The organism is Prauserella cavernicola (assembly GCF_016595675.1).
In the GTDB taxonomy this organism is placed as follows: domain Bacteria; phylum Actinomycetota; class Actinomycetes; order Mycobacteriales; family Pseudonocardiaceae; genus Prauserella_A; species Prauserella_A cavernicola.
Map to the genome: position 1 here is coordinate 1 of NZ_JAENJH010000006.1, position 19,020 is coordinate 19,020.

Consider the following 19,020-nt stretch of genomic DNA (forward strand, 5'->3'; position numbering starts at 1 on the left):
TGCACCTGAGCCGGGCGACGGCATACGAACGGCTGCGGTCGCTGGAGCTGAAGCTGGGCACCGACCTTGCCGACGCCGAGGAGCGGACCGGACTTCACCTCGCGCTGATCGCCTACGGCCTGGGCCGACAGACCGTGGGGTCACGTGTCGAGTAGCGGTTCGATCGGGAGCGAGGTCGACGACGATCGCGGCGTCGGAGTGATCGTCTCCGCTGTCGCGGTGACCGGAGTTCGTTCGGATCGGTGGGACTCATGGTCGACCTCAGGACGACACTCGAGGAACTCCTGGAATGTCGGCAGCCGCCAGGACGCTAGTCGGCGACGACATGTCGTCGCCGACGCGTTGCACGAGTGAGTACGGGCCGTTTCCGAGCGGTGGCTGGGGTCAGATGTCGCTTTTGATTTTCTTCATGGTGAGGTGGGAGGTGACTCGCAGGACTCCGGCGAGTCCGGCGAGTTTGCGGGTCTGGAAGTCCTCGTAGGCGGCGTGGTCGGCCACGGCGACGCGGATGAAGTAGTCCGGGCGGCCGAACAGCCGCCGGAACTCGACGACTTCCTCGTAGGAGGCGACGGTGTCCTCGAAGGCTTCGATGGTCGCCCGGTCGGTCGCGTACACCTCGAGGTCGATGAGCACTTCCAGTCCGCGGCCGACCGCGGCGGGGTCGAGCACCGCCCGGTACCCGGCGATCACTCCCGCCTCCTCGAGGCGCTTGACGCGTCGCAGACACGGAGGCGGGGTGAGGCCGACGCGTTTGGCGAGCTCGACGTTGGTCAGGCGACCGTCCTGGCGCAGATGAAACAAAATTTCTCGATCTAGCCGATCCAGTGCCACTGTGTTGCTCATCAAGGCAGTTTAGCGTCATGATTGGACACCAAATTAGCCTTGTCGTGACGTAACGTTTCCGGCGTGGAATCCGCTGCTGACCTGGTTGTTCGTTCTCCTCCGCCCTGGCGGGCCGCGCTCAGGGACTCCGGCTCGGTTGGCCTGGCGCTCGTCCCGCTCGGGCTCGCGTTCGGCGCGGTGCTGACCCACGCCGGGCTCGACTGGTGGTGGGCGACGGTGTTCACCACGCTCATCTACGCGGGCTCGTTCGAGTTCCTGCTGATCGGTCTGGTCACGGTGGCCGCTCCGCTGGCGGCGATCGGGCTGTCGGCGTTTCTGGTCAACGTGCGCCACGTCTTCTACGCGTTGTCGTTCCCCCTGCACCGGGTGCGCGGACGTGCCGCGCGGACCTACAGCACGTTCGCGCTCACCGACGAGGCCTACGCGCTGACCACGACCGAGCGGTCCCGGAAGTGGCCGGGGACGCGGATTCTATGGGTGCAGTTGTTCCTGCACCTGTTCTGGGTCGGAGGCGCCACGGCCGGTGGCTTGCTGGGATCGCTGATCCCGGACAGCGTCGTCGGCCTCGAGTTCGCCATGACCGCCCTGTTCGCGGTGCTGGCGATCGACGCCGTTCGCGAGCGCCGGGGTGACGTGCCCACTCCCGTGCTCGCCGTGCTCAGCGCGGTCGCGGCCCGGCTGTTGTTTCCCGGTGAGATGCTCATGGCGGCGTTCGTGTTGTTCACCACGGGGCTGATCGTCCGGTACCTCGCCACGGGCAGGAGCGAGTGCGATGCCTGACACCGCTTACCTGTTCGCCGCCGTCGCGGTATCGGCCGGGATCACCTGGGCGCTGCGGGCGCTCCCGTTCGCCGTGCTCGCCCCACTGCGCGCCAGCAGGACGATGCGGTTCCTGAGCACCCGGATGCCGGCGGGTGTCATGGTGATCCTGCTCGTCTACTGCCTGCGCGAGGTGTCCTGGAACTCCACGAGCGCCCTCGCGCCGCTACTCGCACTGGCGGTGACCGCGGGCCTGCACCTGTGGCGCCGCAACGCATTGCTGAGCATCCTGGGCGGCACCACCGCGCACGTTCTCCTGGCGAGCCTGGTGTTCAGTCCGTGATCTCCGACTGCCCGGCCCGCATGCGTACTTTGTCGAGCTTGCCCACCGAGGTCTTCGGGACGGAGTCGGCCCGGACGAAAGCGTCCGGTACCCAGTAACGAGGGAACTTCACGCTCACATACTCCCGCAGCTCCGCGACCGGAAGGTCGCGGAACAGCGCGACGAGCGCGGTGACGTCGGCCGAACATCGCGATCGCCCTATCGCCGTTGTTGATGCGACCCAAGTCGACTTCGGCTGGCAGTCCGGCGGGCACGTCGAGACCGAGGAGTTCTTGAGCAGGTGATTCCGGCCGTCGCACTGACGAAGAAGGTCGCGGTCTACTTTGTGATCGGGGCTAGTCCATTAACGAGCGCGGCCGGCGCTGGGTCATGTACTGCGCGTTCAACCGGGAACCCGAGGAGCGCATCGGCACCTGGCGTTCAGTAGCGGCATGCACTGCTGCCTCGGCTCCAACCTCGCCAGCGCACTGTTCTGTATCGCGCTGTGCCAGGCCCCGTGCGGCTGCTCGACTACCCAGTTTGACAGACCGAGCGTGCCCGACAGCACAACGAGTCGGGCACGCTCGGTCTTGGTCATTTTGAGTTTCTCGTGGCCCGTCGAGGTCCGAACAGCCGACGTTGTGGACAAGTGCGTCGACGATCGTCCCGCCGCTGGAGCGCGTTTTCCGTCGTCGAGTGGTTTCAAACTCCGAGGGTCCGCGCAGCCCCGGAAGAGAAACGAACTTGAACTGGCGAAAGTTACGAATCGCCGCCCGCATGGATGATCAGGGCTTTCGACGACTGGACCGGCATCTCGGATCCGTCGTGGTCCACAAGAATTGGCCAAGGAACGCCGCCAGCGAGGTCAGCCTGATGACCACACTCGTCCCGTTACGGCAGGGCGTAGGACTTCAGGTTCGCGAACTGGTCCATGCCCGTGCGGCCGAGCTCTCGTCCGACACCAGAGAACTTGGTGCCCCCGAAGGGAAGTTCGACGCGCGCGGGCAGGAACTGGTTGACCCCGACGGCCCCGGTGTCGAGTGCCGTCGCGACGCGCTGGGCTTCCTGGAGGTCCTCGGCGAACACGGAGCCGCCGAGGCCGTACTTCGTGTCGTTGCCCAGTGCGATGGCGGCGTCGGCATCGAGCACCCTGAACACCAGTCCGAGCGGGCCGAAAGCCTCCTCGTGGTAGAGGCGCATGTCGGGGGTGACATCGGTCAGGACGGCAGGGCGGAAGTACGCTCCCGGGCCGTCCATCAGCCCACCGGGGGCGAGCACCGTGGCGCCCTTGTCGACCGCGTCCTGGTACTGCTCCTGCAACAGCTCTGCTGCCGCTTCGCTCGACATGGGGCCGAGTGTGGTGTCCGGGTCGAACGGGTCTCCGATGCGCTGGTCGGTGAAGACGGCGACGAACTTCGCGATGAACTCGTCGGCGACCTTCTCCGTCACGATCACGCGCTTGGGCAGGGCGCAGGCCTGGCCGCCGATGATCAGGCGGCACGTCGCGGCGGTCTCCGCGGCCTTCGCCACGTCGGCGGAATCCAGCACGACGAATGCGTCGGAGCCGCCGAGCTCCAGCACGACCGGCTTGATGTGCCGTCCGGCTTGTTCGCCGACGATCGACCCGGCCTGGTCGGACCCGGTCAGCGTCACGCCGCGGATGCGGGAGTCGCCGACGAAGGAGGAAACCTGGTCCCGGGACAGGAGCCCGGTCTGGTATACGCCTTCCGGGAAACCGGCCTCGCGGAAGATGTCGTCGAACAACAGCGTGGAGCCGGCGCAGATCGCCGCGGGCTTGACGATCACGGTGTTGCCGAGCATGAGGTTGGGTGCTGTCGCACGCATCGCCTGGTACAGCGGTGCGTTCCACGGCTCGATGCCCAGCACCACGCCGACCGGCTCGCGGCGCACAACGGCCCGCGAGATGCCCGGCACCGGAACCTCCTCGTCGGCGAGGAGGCCGGGTCCGTGTTCCGCGTAGTACGTGTACATCTCGGCTGCGCCGTGTGCCTCGGCGACCGCCTGGGAGAGCGGCTTGCCCATTTCGAGTGTCGTCTGGCGGCCGAGATCGTCGGCATGCGCGGTGATCAGCTCGGCGACCCGGCGGAACAGCCGCACGCGCTCCTCGACCGGCACGTCCCGCCACGCCAGGTAGGCCTGGTGGCTGCGCGACAGCAGAGTCTCGGCGCTCTCGTCGTCGAGCGCTGGCCACGAGCGCACCAGATCCCCCGTCGCGGGGTTGAGGGTGCGGTACGGGGCGATGCCCACGGTCGTGCTGGTCACGGTGGACCCTCCTCTTGGGAGCAGGCGAATGAGGTTGCGATGGTGCGGGGGAACGACGCGCGAGTTCAGGGCGCGGTGAGGTCGGAGGCGTGTACCTCGCCCGAGTTGGTGTGGACCAGGACGGCGAGGCGCAACAGCTGAGTTGCCGAGACCGAAGTCGTGTTCGCGTCGTCCATGCCGGTGAGGCCGAGGTCGGCGATGACGGCGGAGCCGATCTCGCCGAGCCGGTACGCGGTGTCCCAGACGAGCTCCCGCCAGCTCAGCCAGCTGAGTACGTCGCCGGATTCCGGGGCGCCCGGAAGGACTTCTGCGGCCCGCCGCGCCAGCTTCCAGATGCGCTCGATATCCACGGCCGTCCTCCTTTGGATGCTGTAGCGGGCCTCACAGGGAAGATAAGGATCGCTGGATTTGGTGTCAAGGGATGCCATTGACACGACGCTAGCGTCATCCAGTTATGTCGCTAAACTGCTCCAATGGTGGAGGGTGTCGACGGCATTTCGGACGCGCTGGAGGGGCTGGCCCTCGCGCTCGGCGAGAGCGGCGCGGTCCCCGCGGGTGAGCTCGTTCGTGCACTGGAACGCGCCGCCGACCGGTTGCGCAGGCGCGGTGAGCCGATGGTGGCGCCGAGCGATCTGGTGACTCAGGCGGAAGCGTCACGCACGATCGGTGTCAGCAGGCAGGCGGTCAACCAGTGGGTCCGGAAGGGGACCCTGCGCACGTATGCAACCGGCGACCGGCTCGGACACGGCGGATCCCGCGTCTCACTGTCCGAGGTGGCCGTGGTCGCGAACAGGCGCAGCCCCGTGCGGTTCTCGCTGACGCGTCGTGGGGAGCTGCTGGACTTCCTCGATCTCGTCGCCGACCCGTCGGCCAAGGCGCTCGCTCGCGACCTGCGGGAGGTCTTCGAGGGCGGCCAGGGGGAGTGCGGATACACCCAGGAGTCGCGGGTGCTCGGGGAGTTCGTCATCGCGGCGATGGAGACCGGCGATCGGCAGCGTGAGTTCACCGCGGACGGGGTGCGCCTGTTGGCAGATCTGCGGCCGAAGTTCGAGGTGGACCCGGCCACGTCGTTCGGGCAGCTGGCCCGCTCGCTCGACGTCCTCGTGACCTCGTCCAGCGGCGTGACGGGGTTCGACTCGCCGGTCACGGTGATCCTCGGCCTGCTCGCGGTCGCCACCGTGGGCGCCCGCTACTCGGGTGCGGACACGGACCTGGGCCGCGACGTCGCGAGGTCGGCCGAGGAGGTCTGGGGCGAGGACTGGCCCGCCCGGTTGTACGACGCCGCCTACCACGGCGGCGAGCTGAAGCCGCCGCCGCTCGTGCGCTACACGGCGTCGCTGACGTATCTGGACAACAACCGGTTCCTCCGTCAAGCGCAGAGCGCGGGCGTCACGATCTCGTACGCGCGAGGGCCGGGAGCCGTGCTGCCGCAACGGTTCTACGGGGCACCGCTGCACGACGACGTGCTCCGGGGACGCAGTCCGGGACCGGAGGTGTGGGCGTTCACCGAGGAGGCGGCCGCCGCGATCGGCCGGCCCTCGCGCAACCCGAGCGCGGTCAGCCCGTTCCGGGTCTTCAACTACGAGTACGGCCTGATGGACACCTCGATCCACGGCATTCGCCGGTACTGCTTCTCCGCCGCCGACGCGCGCGCCGAGTTCAGGGCGACACTGGGCCTGCTGACCTCCACGCAACGCAGGGCCTACATCGAGATGGCGATCGGGACGCTGGCCAAGACCGTGGGGCTGCCGCACGTCGAGCTGGTCGCCGTCGACGGTCAGGAGGACTTCGACTGGTGGAAGGACCACATCATCCGGTCCTCGGAGCGCGAGGTCCTGATCGGCCTGCGTGACGACGAGGCGCGCAAGGTCTCGCACGCACTCCTGGTCCAGACCGACATGCTGTCCACCGTCGTCGAGGCCGCCGACTCCGACAGTTCCCTGCGCGACCGGCTGCGGATCTACGTCAAGAACCTCGAGTTCGACGTCATCGAAGCCCGGTACCAGGACGATCTGCGTCGTGGCACGGCGCGCCTACTCAAGGCGGGGGGAGTCTCGCTGACACCCGACGAGAGCCGCGCGCTCGCCGAGGCCGAGATCGACTCCTACCTGACGTGACGGGACACAGCGTCGAAGTCGCCTCAGGTGCCTCCATGCTAATCTTGTTTGAAGACAATTAGTAGATAACTTGATGCTGCGCCCGTGGATCGGAGGGCTGGATGAAGCAGCCGTTACAGGTTGCCGTGGTCGGTGCCGGGATGTCCGGCCTGTTCCTCGGGTACCACCTCAAGCGGGCCGGGTTGCGGTTCACCATCTACGAAAAGCGCTCAGCCGTCGGCGGAACGTGGGACGCCAACACCTACCCCGGGCTGCACGTCGACGTGCTGACGCGCAACTACGAGTTCCCGTTCGCGCGCCGTCACCACTGGTCGAAGCGTTACGCACCCGGCGACGAGGTGCGCCGCTACCTCGCCGACTTCGCCGAGACCCAGGGCCTGCTGCCGCACATCCGGTTCGACACCGAGATCACCTCCGCCGGGTGGGAGAACGGCTCCTGGACGATCACGCTCGCCGATGGGTCCACCAGCACCGCCGACATCGTCGTCGCGGCCACCGGTTTTCTGCGCGTGCCGAAGGTGCCCACGGTGCCGGGTGCGGACTCGTTCACCGGCAAGCAGTTCCACTCCTCGCGGTGGGACCACTCAATCGACCTGGCGGACACGAGCATCCGCTACGGCGTCGTCGGTACGGGGTCCAGCGGTGTGCAGATCGTCAGCGCACTCGGAAAGACGGGCGCCGAGGTCACCCACTTCATCCGGACCCCGCAGTGGATGCAGGTCAAGCCCAACCCCGAGTACACGCTCGCCGAGAAGCTCATCCTGCGCATCCCGCCGCTGGCCACGCGCTACGACAAGCGAATGGCAGAGTTGCGGGCCAGGACCGACGGCAACGAAACCTGGCGGCTCGTGCCCGGACCGGATCGCGAGGAGATGAAGCGGCGGTTCCTGAAGATGCTCGAGGACGAGATCCCCGACCCCGAGCTGCGCGCCAAGTTCACCCCCACCGAGCCACTGGGCGTGAAGCGCATCGCGAAAACGCCCGACTACTACCGCGTGGTGCAGCGGGACAACGTCCACCCGGTGTTCGGCGGGATCCGGCGGGTCGGGCCGAGCGGGATCGTCGACGACGCCGGAACGCCGCACGAGCTCGACGTCATCGTCTGGGCGACCGGGTTCGACGCCCACGCCTACCTGCGCCCGATGGACGTGACGGGCCCGGACGGGCTGACTCTCGACGACGCGTGGCGGGACGGCGTCACCGCGTTCCGGGCCATCGGTGTGCCGCACTTTCCGAACTTCTTCCTGCTGTGCGGTCCGTTCGCGCCGGTCAACTCGCTCACGATCCCCACCACGCTGGCGCACGAGGTCGGATACCTCATGCGCCTGTTCGAGGCCATCGCGGACACCGGTCGCGGCTACGCGCCGACGGAGGCGGCGACGAAGGCGTTCGTCGACGAGGTCCGCGAAGCGCTACCCGGCACGACCTACGCGGAGGGTGACAACTGGTACAGCCAGGAGGTCGGCGTCCCGATCATCTGGCCGTTCACGCGAGCCCGGCACGAAGAGCAGTACGCCGAGCTCAGCCTGCACGACTTCGACGAGTACCCGATGGCGACCGGGGAGTGAGGCTCGTGATCGTCGACGCGCAGATCCATGTCTGGAAGGCCTCGACCCCCGATCGCCCGTGGCCGGCCGACGCCATCGAGCCACAGCGGCGGATCCCGCTGGAGGTTCCCGAGGTCGCTCGCCTGATGGACGAGGCAGGCGTCTCGGGCGCATTGCTGCTCGGGCCGACGTGGGAGGGTTCGCGCAACGACTACACACTCGCCGCCGCCGCGGCCGAGCCCACGCGGTTCGGCGCGATCTGCCGGTACGCGACGGGTGATCCGGCGGAGGTGGAGAAGCTCGCGCACTGGCGGGACGTCCCGGGCAGGTACGGGATCCGCATGTCGCTCAACCGTGGTGACGTCGACGGCGCCGTCGAGGCGGCCGCCGCCAGCGGCTTCTGGGCCGCGGCGCAACGGTTCGGGGTGCCGCTGAGCATCTACGCGCCGGGCCGGTACGCGCTGTACGAGCAACTCGCGCGGCAGTACCCGAGCCTGAGGATCACCGTCGACCACGCGGCCGTCGAGTCGGCGAACGTCGCGCTGGTGGATGCCGTCCGGCCGCTGCTCGCGCTCGCCAAGTACCCCGGAATCGCCGTGAAGGCTTCGGCGCTGCCGTGTTTCGTGCGCGAGCAGTACCCGTTCCCGTCGATATCCGAGGCGGTGTACCGGCTCGTCGACGCGTTCGGCGCTCACCGCGTGTTCTTCGGCTCGGACCTGTCCCGCCTGCCCATTCCCTACGGGCAGCTGGTGGACGTCTTCGTGAACCACACACCACGGCTCGGCGACGACGATCGTGCGGCGGTGCTCGGCGGGGCGCTGAGGGACTGGATCGGGTGGCGCGACTAGCTCTGTTGCCGGTCCGCCACCGCTCGTCGTGGTCGCTTCAGCGGGTGATCTCGTCGCGGACGCGTCTGGTCTCGCGCCACTTCATCGAGACCAGACGCGTGTGGATCCGCCAGCCGTTCTCCGTACGGCGGAGCTGGTCCACATAGGAACCACCGCCCGACACGCGGACGATCTCGCCGTCCTCGCCGCCGTTGCGCCCTGTCTCCACCAGGTAGTCCGAGTACGCCGTGGCCTCGTCGCCGTTCAGCTCGACGATCGTGTTCACCAGGGGATGCTGCGCGAACAGCCAGGCCGGGTCGGGCGCGCTCAGCCGGGCGCGCATCTCGGCCGGGGTCTCGCGCCTGCCACCCATGGGTGTGAAGTCGATGATCGCGTCGTCGGTGAACGCGAGGTCCCATGCCTCCCAGCGGCGCTCGTCGAGCCCGTAGGCATAGTGGCGCAGCGCCGTCTCGACACCGATGCGGTCACACAGTTCCTGGATGTCAGTCATCGTTTCCCTCCTGCCGGGGCACCGTGATCGTCAGCGGTTCGAACGGCTCACCCTCCACGTAGACGTCACCGAACAGCTCGACGCCGTCCGGGGCCAGCCGGACGTCGGTGGCCTCCCACCGGGCGAGCCCGTCCTCGACGTGCGGGCCGGTCAGGCCGAAAGTCACCAGCCGCAAGCGTTTTCCTTCCTTCGAGGCCGGGTCCAGTACCGTCATCTCGGCGTCGCCGTCGCGCACGACGACGCGCGGCTGGGCGATCTGGACGAACATCAGTCCGAAGTGGCCACTGAACCGCACGTCGCCCCCGAACGCGAAGACTCCGTCCTCGGGCGCCGTGTCGGCGTCGAGCGGAAAGGCGAGCTCGTTGCGCTCGGTCACCGCGGCGCCCGCACCGAGATAGGCGCGCCCGTCCGGCATCCGCGCGACGTAGCCGATGAAGCTCGCTTTGATCGCCCAGTTGAGGCCGTACGGAGGCGGGGCGGGTGTGTCCTGCTCGCCGGGGGAGTCCTCGGTCACGACTGGTTCCTTCCGCGACATGGCTGGTCAGCTCCCGGTGGGTGCGAGGTCTACGGTGCGCTCAGCGACGTGGTCGATGTGTTCCGCGGCCGACCCGAGGATCAGGGCATCGGTGGTCGCGCGCTTGAAGTACAGGTGCGGTGAGCCCTCCCAGGTGAACCCCAGTCCGCCGTGCAGCTGGATCGCGCTCGTGCTGATCCAGCGGTACGACTCCGACGCGACGGCCTGCGCGAGGCTGACCGCCAGCCGCGGATCGTCCGTGCCGTCCTCGAGCGCCCACACCGCGTGATAGGCGGCGGAGCGAGCCTGCTCGAGTGCGACGAGCATGTCGGCGCAGCGGTGCTTCACCGCTTGGAAGGCGCCGACGGGCTGGCCGAACTGGAGGCGGTCCCGCACGTGCGCGACGGTCTCGTCGAGCATCCGCTGCCCTCCGCCGACCTGTTCGGTCGCGAGCAGCGCGGACGCCACCAGCAGCGCGCGTTCGCACGCAGCCGCGCACTCGTCCTCTCCTGCGAGCAGTCGGGCCGGGGCGCCGTCGAGCGTGACGTCCGCCTGCCGCCTGGTGAGGTCGAGGGTCGACAGCGAGGTCCTGGCGACTCCCTCGGCGTCGCCGTCCACCGCGAACAGCGCGACCCCGGTCTCGGTACCGGCCGCGACGAGCAGCAGGTCAGCCGATGTCGCGTCGGGTACCTGGGCGAGGTGGCCCGACAGGGTCCACCCGTTCTCGCCGCGCGTCGCGCTGACCGCCACGTGATCGGCTGAGAAGCGGCCGCCTGCCGTCGGCGCCGCGAGCGTCGCGATCCGGTCGCCGTTGACCAGCGCGGGCAGGTAGTCGGCCCGGATCGTGTCGTCGGCCAACGCGGTCAGCGCGGGCATCGCCAGGCAGACCGTCCCGACCACGGGGCCGCACACCAGTGCGGCGCCGAGTTCCTCGACGACCACGGCCTGGTAGACGAGCCCGGCGCCCTCACCGCCGAACGACTGGGGCACCGCCAGGCCGAGTACGCCGAGCTCGGTCGCGAGACGGCGCCACAGCGCGGGGTCGAAACCGGACTCGGTGGTCATCGTCTCGCGGACGACGGACTGCGGCGAGACCTCGGCGCAGAACTCCCGAACCATCGTGCGCAGCTCGGTGAGCTCCTCGGTGAACTCGAATTCCTGTGTCATGGCAACCACCTGTGCTCGTGGCGGATGGGCAGCGAGGGACTCAGCGCGGGATCTCGCGCCACGGGATTCCCTTGTCGGCGCGAAGTTCCTGCGGGAGCTTGAGGACCCGTTCACCGATGACGTTGCGCTGGATCTCGGACGTGCCGCCCTCCAGCGTGGTGGCCCGCGACCGCAGGTACTTCCGCTGGATCGCGGTGGGTCCCGACTCGTCGTCGGGAGCGTCGGGGGAGTAGGTGTCGATGAGCGTCCCCGTCGGCCCGAGCAGGTCCACACAGAACTCGTAGATGTGCTGGGTCAGTTCTGAGCCCACCAGCTTGGTGATGGCGCTGCCCGGGCCTGCCGTCGCCTGCGTCGCGGCGGCGACGCGAGTGCGATCGGAGGTCAGCCGGTGCGTCTCGGCACGGATCCACAGCCGCGTGAGTTTCTCGCGGAGCACCGGGGTGTGGCGGTCGGGGTGCGCGTGCCACAGCTGGATCGCGTCGGCGATCGCGCCGCTGCCGCGTGCGGGCACCCGGTCGCCCAGTGAGGTCCGCTCGTCGCCCAGCGTGCTGTTGGCGACGATCCAGCCCTCGCCGATCCCGCCGAAGCGCTGGGGGTCGGGGATGCGGACACCATCGAGGAAGACCTCGTTGAACTGGGCGCGACCGGTGAGTTGCCGTAGCGGCCGGACTTCGATACCGGGAGTCGTCATGTCGACGATGAAGTACGTGAGGCCCTTGTGTTTGGGTGCGTCCGGGTCAGTCCGGGCGAGCAGCACCGCCCACCGGGAGAGGTGCGCGAGGCTGGTCCACACCTTCTGGCCGTCGATGATCCAGTCGTCACCGTCGCGGACCGCCCGGGTGGCCAGGCCGGCGAGGTCGGAACCGGCGCCGGGCTCGCTGAACAGCTGACACCACTTCTCCTCGCCGGTGGCGAGTGGCCGGAGCAGGCGCGCGGCGAACTCCGGTCCGGCGTAGCGGCGGATCGTGCCTGCCACGATTCCGTAACCGATGGTGTTGACGGTGCGCGGTTCCGGGCCACCCGCCTCCCGCATGATCCGGTTGACCACGGGCTGCAGGCTGCGTGGCGCCTCCAGGCCGCCGAGGCCCTTCGGAAAGTGCACCCACGTGAGCCCCGCGTCGTACCAGGCGCCCATCAGCTCGGTGACCGGCACCGCGCGAGGTGGGTGTGCGGCGACGACACCGCGAGCGGTCTCCTCGATCGCGCCGATGTCCGGGACGGCGGAAGGGGCTGTTGTGGTCACAGTGTGATGCTATCATGTTAAAACACCATTAGATGACCAGTAGGCATCGTCGAGGAGACCGTCATCGCCACCACTGGAACAGTGTCGCCGCGCCGCGAGTACAGCGAAGCCGACGTGCTCGCCATGGCCGAGCGCTACCGCACCTGGGGCAAGTGGGGCCCTGGCGACGAGCGCGGTGCGACGAACTACATCACGCCGGACAAGGTGCGTGCGGCCGCGGGACTGGTGCGCACCGGACAGGTGTTCGCGCTCGGCACCCCGTTCGACCGTGCCGGGCCCAATCGCGGCCGCCCGGGCAGTTCGCGGATCAACCCGCAGCACGTGATGTACAAGCACGGTGGCGACATGCTGGCGGACTGGGAGAACGCGCGGCACGGCATGCGGTCCACCGACGACGGCGTGTATCTGCCACTGCAGGCCGCCACGCAGTGGGACGCGTTCTGCCACGTCTTCTTCGACGGGCGTACCTACAACGGTCACGGTCCCGAATCGGTGACCAGCGAGGGCGCGGCGCACAACAGCATCACCGAGGTCCGGGAGACGACGACGGGCCGCGGTGTCCTGCTCGACTTCCCGCGCTGCTACGGCGTGGACTGGCTCGAACCGGAGCAGGCCATTCAGGACGACGACATCGCCGCGTGCGCCGAGCGTCAGGGCGTGGAGATCGGCGAGGGCGACATCGTGCTGGTGCGGACCGGGCACATGAAACGGCGTCGCCGGGAGGAGTTCTGGGGTGACTACGCCGCCGGGCCCGCACCCGGTCTCGGTCTGAGCGCCTGCGACTACCTCCTGCCTCGCCACGTGGCCGGCGTCGCTTCGGACACCTGGGGTCTCGAGGTCGTGCCGTGCGAGTCCTCGCCGCACGTGCGGTTCGGGGTGCATGTGGTGCTGCTCGTCAACGCCGGGGTGCTCATCGGCGAGATCTGGGACCTGGACGCGCTCGCCGACGCCTGCGCAGCCGACGGCGTGTACGAGTTCTTCCTCTCGGCGCCGCCGTTGCGGATCACCGGCGCGGTCGGCTCACCCCTCAACCCGATCGCCGTCAAGTAGGAAAGGCAGGACATGCCCGTCGAACCCGACGCGAACACCGTCCCCGACTACGCGTCCCTGATCCGGCTGGACGACCAGGTCCATGTCGTGCTGGGCGCGGGCCAGGGAATCGGCTATCAGACCTCGCACGCGCTCGCGGCGTACGGCGCGACGGTCGTCTGCGTCGACCGTGAACAGGACCGGGCCGAAGCGGTGGCCACGGAAACCGGCGGTGTGGCGTGGGTCGGCGAGCTGACCGAACGGGAGCCGGTGGCGGAGCTGTTCGAGTACGTCGGCCGTGAGCTGGGCAGGCTGGACGGCGTGGTCGACATCGTCGGCCTCGCGCGGTACAAGCCGTTGACCGACCTCACCGACGACGACTGGCGGTGGCACCTCGACATCGTGCTCAAACACGCGTACCTGGCGCTGGAGTACGCCGCGCGCTACTGGCAGCGAACCGGGACCGGCGGCTCGGTGGCGTTCGTGGCCTCGGTCGCCGGCAAGCAGAGTTCACCGAAACTGGCGGCCTACGGGGCGATGAAGGCGGCGCTGATGTCGCTGGTGCGCACCGCGGCGGTCGAGCTGGGACCACACGGTATCCGGGTGAACGCGGTCGCGCCGGGTGTGGTCCGCACGCCGCGTGCGCAGGAAAATCCGAAGTGGACGCAGGAGCTGCTCGACGCGAACATCGCGAAGACTCCGACCGGACGCCTGACCTACCCGGCCGACATCGCGTCCGCCCTGTTGTTCTTCGCCTCGCCACTGTCGCGCCAGATCACCGGCGAATCACTCGTCGTCGACGGCGGCAACATGACTCTGTTCAACGTGGACTCGCCGAGGCCGTAGCGATGTCCGGACACCTTTCAGGGGCTGATGTGAGCAGCGGTACCTATGACTACGTCATCGTCGGTTCGGGCGCCGGGGGATCGGTTCTCGCCGGGCGGCTGAGCGCCGATCCGGACGTCTCCGTGCTGCTGGTGGAGGCCGGCGGGACGGACCGCGCACCGATCCACCTCGTACCCAAGGGCTTCTACTACACCGTCGCCAACCCCAGGTACGCCAAGGACTTCCAGACCGAACCGTATCCGGACGGTTCCCACGAGGTGTGGCACCGCGGTCGCGTCATCGGAGGATCCACGACGATCAACGGGATGGTGTGGAACCGCGGCTGGGCAGCGGACTACGACCAGTGGGAGCAGGCCGGAAACAAGGGCTGGAACTGGGAGCGGTTCCGCGAGGCCTACCGCGAGATCGAGTCCCACTCGCTGGGCGGCACCTACTTTCGCGGGGCCTCCGGTCCTGTTCCGATCGAGATCGCCGGCCCGTCGGAACCGGTGTGCGATCTGCTGATCCAGTCGATGGACCGCAATGGCGTTGCGTTCGAGGACGACATGAACGGCAGTGACAACGACCGGGTGTCCTATGTCGCGTCGAACACCAGGAACGGGCTTCGCGTCAGCGCCTCCCGTGCATTCCTGCGCCGCGCACGCCGCCGCCGGAACCTCACGATCGTGCCGGACACCGAGGCCGAGCACATCCTGTTCGAGGGGACCCGCGCGGTCGGTGTGCAGGCGCGCAGGCGGGGTGAACCCGTTGCCTTCCACGCGCGCAGGGAGGTGCTGGTGTGCGGCGGCGCCTTCGACTCGCCGATGCTGCTGGAGCGCTCCGGCATCGGCGACCCCGACGTGCTCGCGGCGGCCGGGGTGCCGCTACGGGTGGCCAGTCCGCGCGTGGGTGAGAACCTCCGCGAGCACCGCGGGATCCTGTTCCAGCTGCGGCTGGACGGAGTCCGTGGGTACAACCACCTCGCGGCGAACTTCGTGCGCCAGATGTGGACCGGGTTCAAGTACCTGTTCACCCGCGACGGGCTGATGGCGCACGGCGGGTTCGCCGTCTCCGGGATCTACGCGTCGGATCCCTCCTCCAGCCGGCCGGACACGCAGAGCTTCTTCACGCCGATCTCGACGTCCGCGGTCAACCCGATGACGGGGAGGCTGGTGGTGGACAAGCACCCTGGCGCGCGGTTCGTGACGTTCCCGCTACACCCGACGAGCCAGGGCAACATCCACATCACCGGTCCCTCACCGACGGACGCGCCGAAGCTGGTGCCCAACTTCCTCAGCACCGAGCACGACCGCGCGCTGCTGCTCAAGGTGGTTCGCAAGGCACGGGAGATCCTGGCGACGCCACCGATTTCCGACCACGTCGTGGCGGAACTGGAGCCGGGACCGGGGATCTCCACCGACGAGCAGATCCTCGACTACGCGCTGAACAAGGGCAACGCCGGTTACCACACGCTCGGTACGTGCGCGATGGGCCCGGACGAACGTGACGTCGTCGACGACCGGCTCCGCGTGCGCGGCACCACCGGGCTGCGCGTGGTGGACGCGTCGGTCTTCCCCTGGGAGCCCTCGGGAAACAACAACGCGCCCACGATGGCGATGGCCTGGATCGCCGCGGACCTCATCCGCGCGGACCACGGCTGAGCGGCCATCCCAGCCCGAACCGCGACGCAGAAGGACAGGGACATGACACGGAACGACCACATCGCGGAGGCCGACTACGACGTGGTTGTCGTCGGCGCAGGGATCTCCGGCATCTACCAGCTCTACCGCCTCACCGAGCTGGGACTGCGGGTCCGGCTGCTGGAGGCGGGCTCGGGGGTCGGCGGCACGTGGTACTGGAACCGGTACCCGGGCTGCCGGTTCGACCTGGAGAGCTACAGCTACGGCTACTTCTTCTCGCAGGAGCTGCTCGACGAGTGGACGTGGTCGGAGGAGTACGCGTCCCAGCCCGAGACCGAGCGCTACCTCAACCTCGTCGTCGACAAGTTCGGCCTGCGCGAGAACATCCAGCTGAACGCGCGCGTGACGGCGATGGTCTTCGACGACGCGACGAGTACGTGGGCGACGACCACCGAGGACGGCACGCGGCTTCGGTCCACCTACGTGATCACCGCGGTCGGCATCCTGTCGGCACCGATCTACCCGCCGTTCCCCGGCCGGGAGGACTTTCGCGGCGAGACCCACCACACGGCGCTGTGGCCGCACTCCGAAGTGGACTTCCGCGGCAAGCGGGTCGCGGTCGTCGGCACGGGTTCCAGTGGGGTCCAGATAGTGCAGACCGTCGCGCCCGTGGTGAAGTCGATGGTGGTGCTCCAGCGCACCCCGAACTGGTGCACGCCGCTCAACAACGGGAAGATCTCATCGGAGAAGGCGGCAGAGCTGCGCCGGGGAGCGGGGGAACTGCACGAACGGCTGCTGTCCTCACCCGGCGGCACGCAGTACCAGGCTCGCGGCGAGCGTGCGGTGGACGTGAGCCCCGAGCAGCGGCTTGCCGTGTTCGAGGAGCTCTACGAGGCACCGGGAATGTCGATGGTGCACGCCAACTTCAGCGACGTGACACGGGACAAGGAAGCCAACGACCTGCTCAACCAGTTCCTCGCGGACAAGATCCGCGAGCGCGTCAAGGACCCCGAGACCGCGGAGCGACTGATCCCGAAGGACCACGGGTTCGGGCAGAAGCGCCCGCCGCTGGAGATCGACTACTACGAGGCCTTCAACCAGGACAACGTCCGGCTCGTGGCGACCGGCGAGGACCCCGTCGAGCGGATCACCGAGACCGGGATCCGGACCTCGGAGGGTTTCCACGAGGTCGACATGATCGTGTTCGCGACCGGCTTCGAAGCGGTCACCGGTTCCTTCCACCGCATCGACATCCGGGGCCACGACGGTGTCCAGCTGCGGGAGCACTGGGCGGGTGGGCCTCGGACGCACCTCGGCATCCAGACCGCGGGCTTTCCCAACCTGTTCATGGTCGGTGGCCCGCAGAGCACGACCGGCAACATCCCGCGCTACACCGAGGTCCAGGCGGACTGGGTGACGGCCTGCATCCGGCACATGCGTGAGCAGGGATTCGCTCGCGCCGAGGTGACCCCCGAGGCCGAGGACGGCTGGTCGGACCTGGCGTACTCGACGATCAAGGGCACATTGCAGGAATCGGCCAGTTCGTGGGCGTGGGGCACGAATGTGCCGGGCAAGAGGCGGACGTTCCTGCTCTACGGGGGAGGACTGCCGCGATACCGCTCCGAACTGGACGGGGTCCGCGATTCCGGTTACCAGGGAGTCGTGTTCACCCGCTGATCCTCGCGGGAAACTGGGGCGGCGCCGGCTTCGTGCCGACGCCGCCCCAGTTCTGTGTCGGCTATTTGGAGATCAGCAGACCGGGATAGCCGGTCCTCGCCATCGTGCGGAGCCGCTCGACGTACTCGTTCAACGCCCCGATGTAGGCGAGGTACACCCGCTTGCGCGGCGTGGCCTCCGGGTCGTTCTCGTCCGGCAGGTTGTCGCCGAAGTAGATGGATTTCGTCTGTGCCATCAAGCCGCTCGACGCGCGCCGCTGGACCTCGTCGGACCACTCGCGCTCGGCCTCGGGGTCGGCCTCGACCCGCCGGATGCCCTCGGTGAAGATGCGCTCGGCGAACTCGGCCATCCATTCCAGTACGCGCTCGGCGCACCGGGGACCGTTGCCGTGGCCGCCCTTGCCGTGCGGTCCGCCCATGATGAACAGGTTGGGGAATCCGGAGACCTGGACGCCCAGGTAGGTCACCGGACCGTCGGCCCACGCCTGCTGGAGCGTACGGCCGCCGGCGCCGGTGATGTCGATGCGCTTGAGTGCGCCGGTGAACGCCTCGAAGCCGGTCGCGTAGACGATCATGTCGACCTCGATGTCGCCCTGTGCCGTGCGAATGCCGGTCTCGGTGATCTCCTCGATCGGGTTCTCCTTGATCGAGACGAGATCGACGTTGTCCTGGTTGAACGTCTCGAAGTAGCCGCTCTCGCACGGGACGCGCTTGGTGCCGAAGTAGTGGTCGTCCGGGATCAGCAGTTCGGCGGTCTTGGGGTCGGTGACCCGGCCACGGATCTTGCCGGCGAGGAAGTCGCACCACTTCCGGTTCGCCGTCGCATCGGAGGCGATGTCGGCGGGCAGCCCGATCCACTTGGTGAAGCCGTGGCCGCGGTAGGCGGTCTCGAACCGCTCGCGCAGCCCGGCGTCGTCGAAGTCGGTGGTGGGTGTGGGATCCCAGTCGTGCAGGAAGCCGCTGAAGGTGTTCTGCAAGCGCTCGAACATCTCGGGGTAGCCCGCCCTGATCTCGGCCATCTCCCCGGACGACAGTGGCTCGTTGTTCAACGGCACGGCCCAGTTCGGGGTGCGCTGGAACACGGTCAGGTGCCCTGCCGTCTTCGCGATCTCCGTGATGACCTGGACACCTGTCGCGCCGGTGCCGACGACCGCGACCCGTTTGCCCTCGAACTCGACGTCCTCGTCGTGCGGCCACAGCGCGGTGTGGTGCACCTCGCCGCGGAACCGGTCCATTCCCGGCACGTGCGGATAAATCGGCGCCGAGAGCACACCGGTCGCGGTGATCACGAGGCGCGCGGTGAGCCGTTGCCCGGCTTCCGTCGTGACCGTCCAGTCGTCGGTGCCGTCGTTGAACGTCATCGCCGTGACGCGGGTGTCGAACTGGATGTCCTTGCGCAGGTCGTAGCGATCGGCCACGGTCTGGTAGTACCGCTCCAGCTCTGGCTGGGCCGCGAAGTGCTCAGCCCAGTCCCATTCCTCCAGCAGATCCTTGGTGAAGGCGTACTGGTAGCTGTAGCTTTCCGAGTCCAGGCGTGCGCCCGGATAGCGGTTCCAGTACCACGTGCCGCCGACGTCGCCACCCGTTTCGAGGACGCGCACGGTCAGCCCGGCTTCGCGCAGCAGGTACAGCTGGTACATACCGGAGATCCCGGCGCCGATGACGATCACGTCGAAGTCGGGTTTGCACACGGCCATGCTTGTCCTCCGGGAGAGTT

At 68.4% G+C, this 19,020-nt stretch carries 19 protein-coding genes; 10 read left to right on the forward strand and 9 right to left on the reverse strand.

Translation table 11 applies throughout. The features are described 5' to 3' along the window. Window positions 1–5: 5 nt before the first annotated feature. Window positions 6–155, forward strand: coding sequence for a helix-turn-helix domain-containing protein (locus JHE00_RS36125; protein WP_372440492.1), 150 nt, complete (start codon window positions 6–8; stop codon window positions 153–155). Window positions 156–384: 229 nt separating this feature from the next. On the opposite strand, the gene JHE00_RS22380 is transcribed toward JHE00_RS36125, so the two are convergent. Then, on the reverse strand, window positions 385–843 hold the full coding sequence (locus JHE00_RS22380; RefSeq protein ID WP_200321331.1) for an Lrp/AsnC family transcriptional regulator: 459 nt from the start codon (window positions 841–843) through the stop codon (window positions 385–387). 63 nt (window positions 844–906) lie between these two features. Here JHE00_RS22380 and JHE00_RS22385 point away from each other — a divergent pair, with 63 nt between their 5' ends. Together JHE00_RS22385 and JHE00_RS22390 are read left to right on the forward strand one after the other, a co-directional pair. After that, a complete protein-coding gene (locus tag JHE00_RS22385) occupies window positions 907–1,623 on the forward strand; it encodes an AzlC family ABC transporter permease (protein WP_200321333.1) in 717 nt (238 codons plus the stop codon). Beyond that, the gene (locus tag JHE00_RS22390) at window positions 1,616–1,945 is read left to right on the forward strand and encodes a branched-chain amino acid transporter permease (RefSeq protein ID WP_200321335.1); all 330 of its coding nucleotides are present in this window, start codon (window positions 1,616–1,618) and stop codon (window positions 1,943–1,945) included. The genes JHE00_RS22385 and JHE00_RS22390 overlap by 8 nt, the downstream gene beginning before the upstream one ends. Here JHE00_RS22390 and JHE00_RS35645 read toward each other — a convergent pair. From JHE00_RS35645 to JHE00_RS22400, 3 genes are all read right to left on the reverse strand, one after another. Next, window positions 1,935–2,057, reverse strand: coding sequence for a hypothetical protein (locus JHE00_RS35645; RefSeq protein WP_268958358.1), 123 nt, complete (start codon window positions 2,055–2,057; stop codon window positions 1,935–1,937). The two genes, JHE00_RS22390 and JHE00_RS35645, sit on opposite strands and share 11 nt — an antisense overlap. Before the next feature lie 758 nt (window positions 2,058–2,815). Then, window positions 2,816–4,207 carry an NAD-dependent succinate-semialdehyde dehydrogenase gene (locus tag JHE00_RS22395; protein WP_200321337.1) on the reverse strand — a complete coding sequence of 464 codons (1,392 nt, stop codon included), beginning with the start codon at window positions 4,205–4,207 and terminating at the stop codon, window positions 2,816–2,818. A 65-nt stretch (window positions 4,208–4,272) separates the two neighbouring features. Continuing rightward, window positions 4,273–4,557 (reverse strand): hypothetical protein, encoded by a 285-nt coding sequence (locus tag JHE00_RS22400; protein ID WP_200321339.1) that lies wholly within the window; start codon window positions 4,555–4,557, stop codon window positions 4,273–4,275. 123 nt (window positions 4,558–4,680) lie between these two features. On the opposite strand from JHE00_RS22400, the gene JHE00_RS22405 reads away from it, so the two are divergent. From JHE00_RS22405 to JHE00_RS22415, 3 genes are all read left to right on the forward strand, one after another. After that, window positions 4,681–6,324, forward strand: a complete 1,644-nt coding sequence (locus JHE00_RS22405) for a helix-turn-helix transcriptional regulator (RefSeq protein WP_200321341.1) — start codon at window positions 4,681–4,683, stop codon at window positions 6,322–6,324. Between the two features lie 101 nt (window positions 6,325–6,425). Further along, on the forward strand, window positions 6,426–7,892 hold the full coding sequence (locus tag JHE00_RS22410) for a flavin-containing monooxygenase (RefSeq protein WP_200321343.1): 1,467 nt from the start codon (window positions 6,426–6,428) through the stop codon (window positions 7,890–7,892). Window positions 7,893–7,897: 5 nt separating this feature from the next. Continuing rightward, window positions 7,898–8,719 (forward strand): amidohydrolase family protein, encoded by an 822-nt coding sequence (locus JHE00_RS22415; RefSeq protein WP_200321345.1) that lies wholly within the window; start codon window positions 7,898–7,900, stop codon window positions 8,717–8,719. Window positions 8,720–8,756: 37 nt separating this feature from the next. Here JHE00_RS22415 and JHE00_RS22420 read toward each other — a convergent pair whose 3' ends face one another. The 4 genes from JHE00_RS22420 to JHE00_RS22435 are packed head-to-tail and all read right to left on the reverse strand — an operon-like array spanning window position 8,757 to window position 12,133. Next, a complete protein-coding gene (locus tag JHE00_RS22420; protein WP_200321347.1) occupies window positions 8,757–9,209 on the reverse strand; it encodes a nuclear transport factor 2 family protein in 453 nt (150 codons plus the stop codon). Beyond that, window positions 9,202–9,723: an HtaA domain-containing protein gene (locus JHE00_RS22425; protein WP_200321349.1), complete on the reverse strand. Its 522-nt coding sequence runs from the start codon at window positions 9,721–9,723 to the stop codon at window positions 9,202–9,204. Before JHE00_RS22425 ends, JHE00_RS22420 begins: the two co-directional genes overlap by 8 nt. 27 nt (window positions 9,724–9,750) lie before the next feature. Next, on the reverse strand, window positions 9,751–10,890 hold the full coding sequence (locus tag JHE00_RS22430) for an acyl-CoA dehydrogenase family protein (protein ID WP_200321351.1): 1,140 nt from the start codon (window positions 10,888–10,890) through the stop codon (window positions 9,751–9,753). 40 nt (window positions 10,891–10,930) lie between these two features. Then, window positions 10,931–12,133 (reverse strand): acyl-CoA dehydrogenase family protein, encoded by a 1,203-nt coding sequence (locus tag JHE00_RS22435; protein ID WP_307832065.1) that lies wholly within the window; start codon window positions 12,131–12,133, stop codon window positions 10,931–10,933. Between the two features lie 81 nt (window positions 12,134–12,214). Between JHE00_RS22435 and JHE00_RS22440 the strand changes: the two genes are divergently transcribed. From JHE00_RS22440 to JHE00_RS22455, 4 genes are read left to right on the forward strand one after another with little or no spacing between them, the layout of a single operon-like run. Then, entirely contained in the window at window positions 12,215–13,183 is a 969-nt protein-coding gene (locus tag JHE00_RS22440; RefSeq protein ID WP_200321353.1) for a cyclase family protein, read from the forward strand. 12 nt (window positions 13,184–13,195) lie between these two features. Continuing rightward, window positions 13,196–14,008, forward strand: coding sequence for an SDR family NAD(P)-dependent oxidoreductase (locus tag JHE00_RS22445; protein ID WP_200321355.1), 813 nt, complete (start codon window positions 13,196–13,198; stop codon window positions 14,006–14,008). A 29-nt stretch (window positions 14,009–14,037) separates the two neighbouring features. After that, complete coding sequence (locus JHE00_RS22450; RefSeq protein WP_200321357.1) at window positions 14,038–15,648, forward strand: GMC family oxidoreductase; 1,611 nt, start codon at window positions 14,038–14,040, stop codon at window positions 15,646–15,648. A 42-nt stretch (window positions 15,649–15,690) separates the two neighbouring features. Next, window positions 15,691–17,304 carry a flavin-containing monooxygenase gene (locus JHE00_RS22455; protein ID WP_200321359.1) on the forward strand — a complete coding sequence of 538 codons (1,614 nt, stop codon included), beginning with the start codon at window positions 15,691–15,693 and terminating at the stop codon, window positions 17,302–17,304. Between the two features lie 61 nt (window positions 17,305–17,365). Here JHE00_RS22455 and JHE00_RS22460 read toward each other — a convergent pair whose 3' ends face one another. Beyond that, on the reverse strand, window positions 17,366–19,000 hold the full coding sequence (locus JHE00_RS22460; protein WP_200321361.1) for a flavin-containing monooxygenase: 1,635 nt from the start codon (window positions 18,998–19,000) through the stop codon (window positions 17,366–17,368). Between the last annotated feature and the right edge of the window lie 20 nt (window positions 19,001–19,020).

Excerpts from the sequence above, each read along its gene's own strand:
- JHE00_RS22380 (WP_200321331.1), bottom strand. The coding sequence starts at position 843 with ATGAGCAACACAGTGGCACTGGATCGGCTAGATCGAGAAATTTTGTTT.
- JHE00_RS22390 (WP_200321335.1), top strand. The coding sequence starts at position 1,616 with ATGCCTGACACCGCTTACCTGTTCGCCGCCGTCGCGGTATCGGCCGGG.
- JHE00_RS22405 (WP_200321341.1), top strand. The coding sequence starts at position 4,681 with ATGGTGGAGGGTGTCGACGGCATTTCGGACGCGCTGGAGGGGCTGGCC.
- JHE00_RS22410 (WP_200321343.1), top strand. The coding sequence starts at position 6,426 with ATGAAGCAGCCGTTACAGGTTGCCGTGGTCGGTGCCGGGATGTCCGGC.
- JHE00_RS22420 (WP_200321347.1), bottom strand. The coding sequence starts at position 9,209 with ATGACTGACATCCAGGAACTGTGTGACCGCATCGGTGTCGAGACGGCG.
- JHE00_RS22430 (WP_200321351.1), bottom strand. The coding sequence starts at position 10,890 with ATGACACAGGAATTCGAGTTCACCGAGGAGCTCACCGAGCTGCGCACG.
- JHE00_RS22445 (WP_200321355.1), top strand. The coding sequence starts at position 13,196 with ATGCCCGTCGAACCCGACGCGAACACCGTCCCCGACTACGCGTCCCTG.
- JHE00_RS22455 (WP_200321359.1), top strand. The coding sequence starts at position 15,691 with ATGACACGGAACGACCACATCGCGGAGGCCGACTACGACGTGGTTGTC.
- JHE00_RS22460 (WP_200321361.1), bottom strand. The coding sequence starts at position 19,000 with ATGGCCGTGTGCAAACCCGACTTCGACGTGATCGTCATCGGCGCCGGG.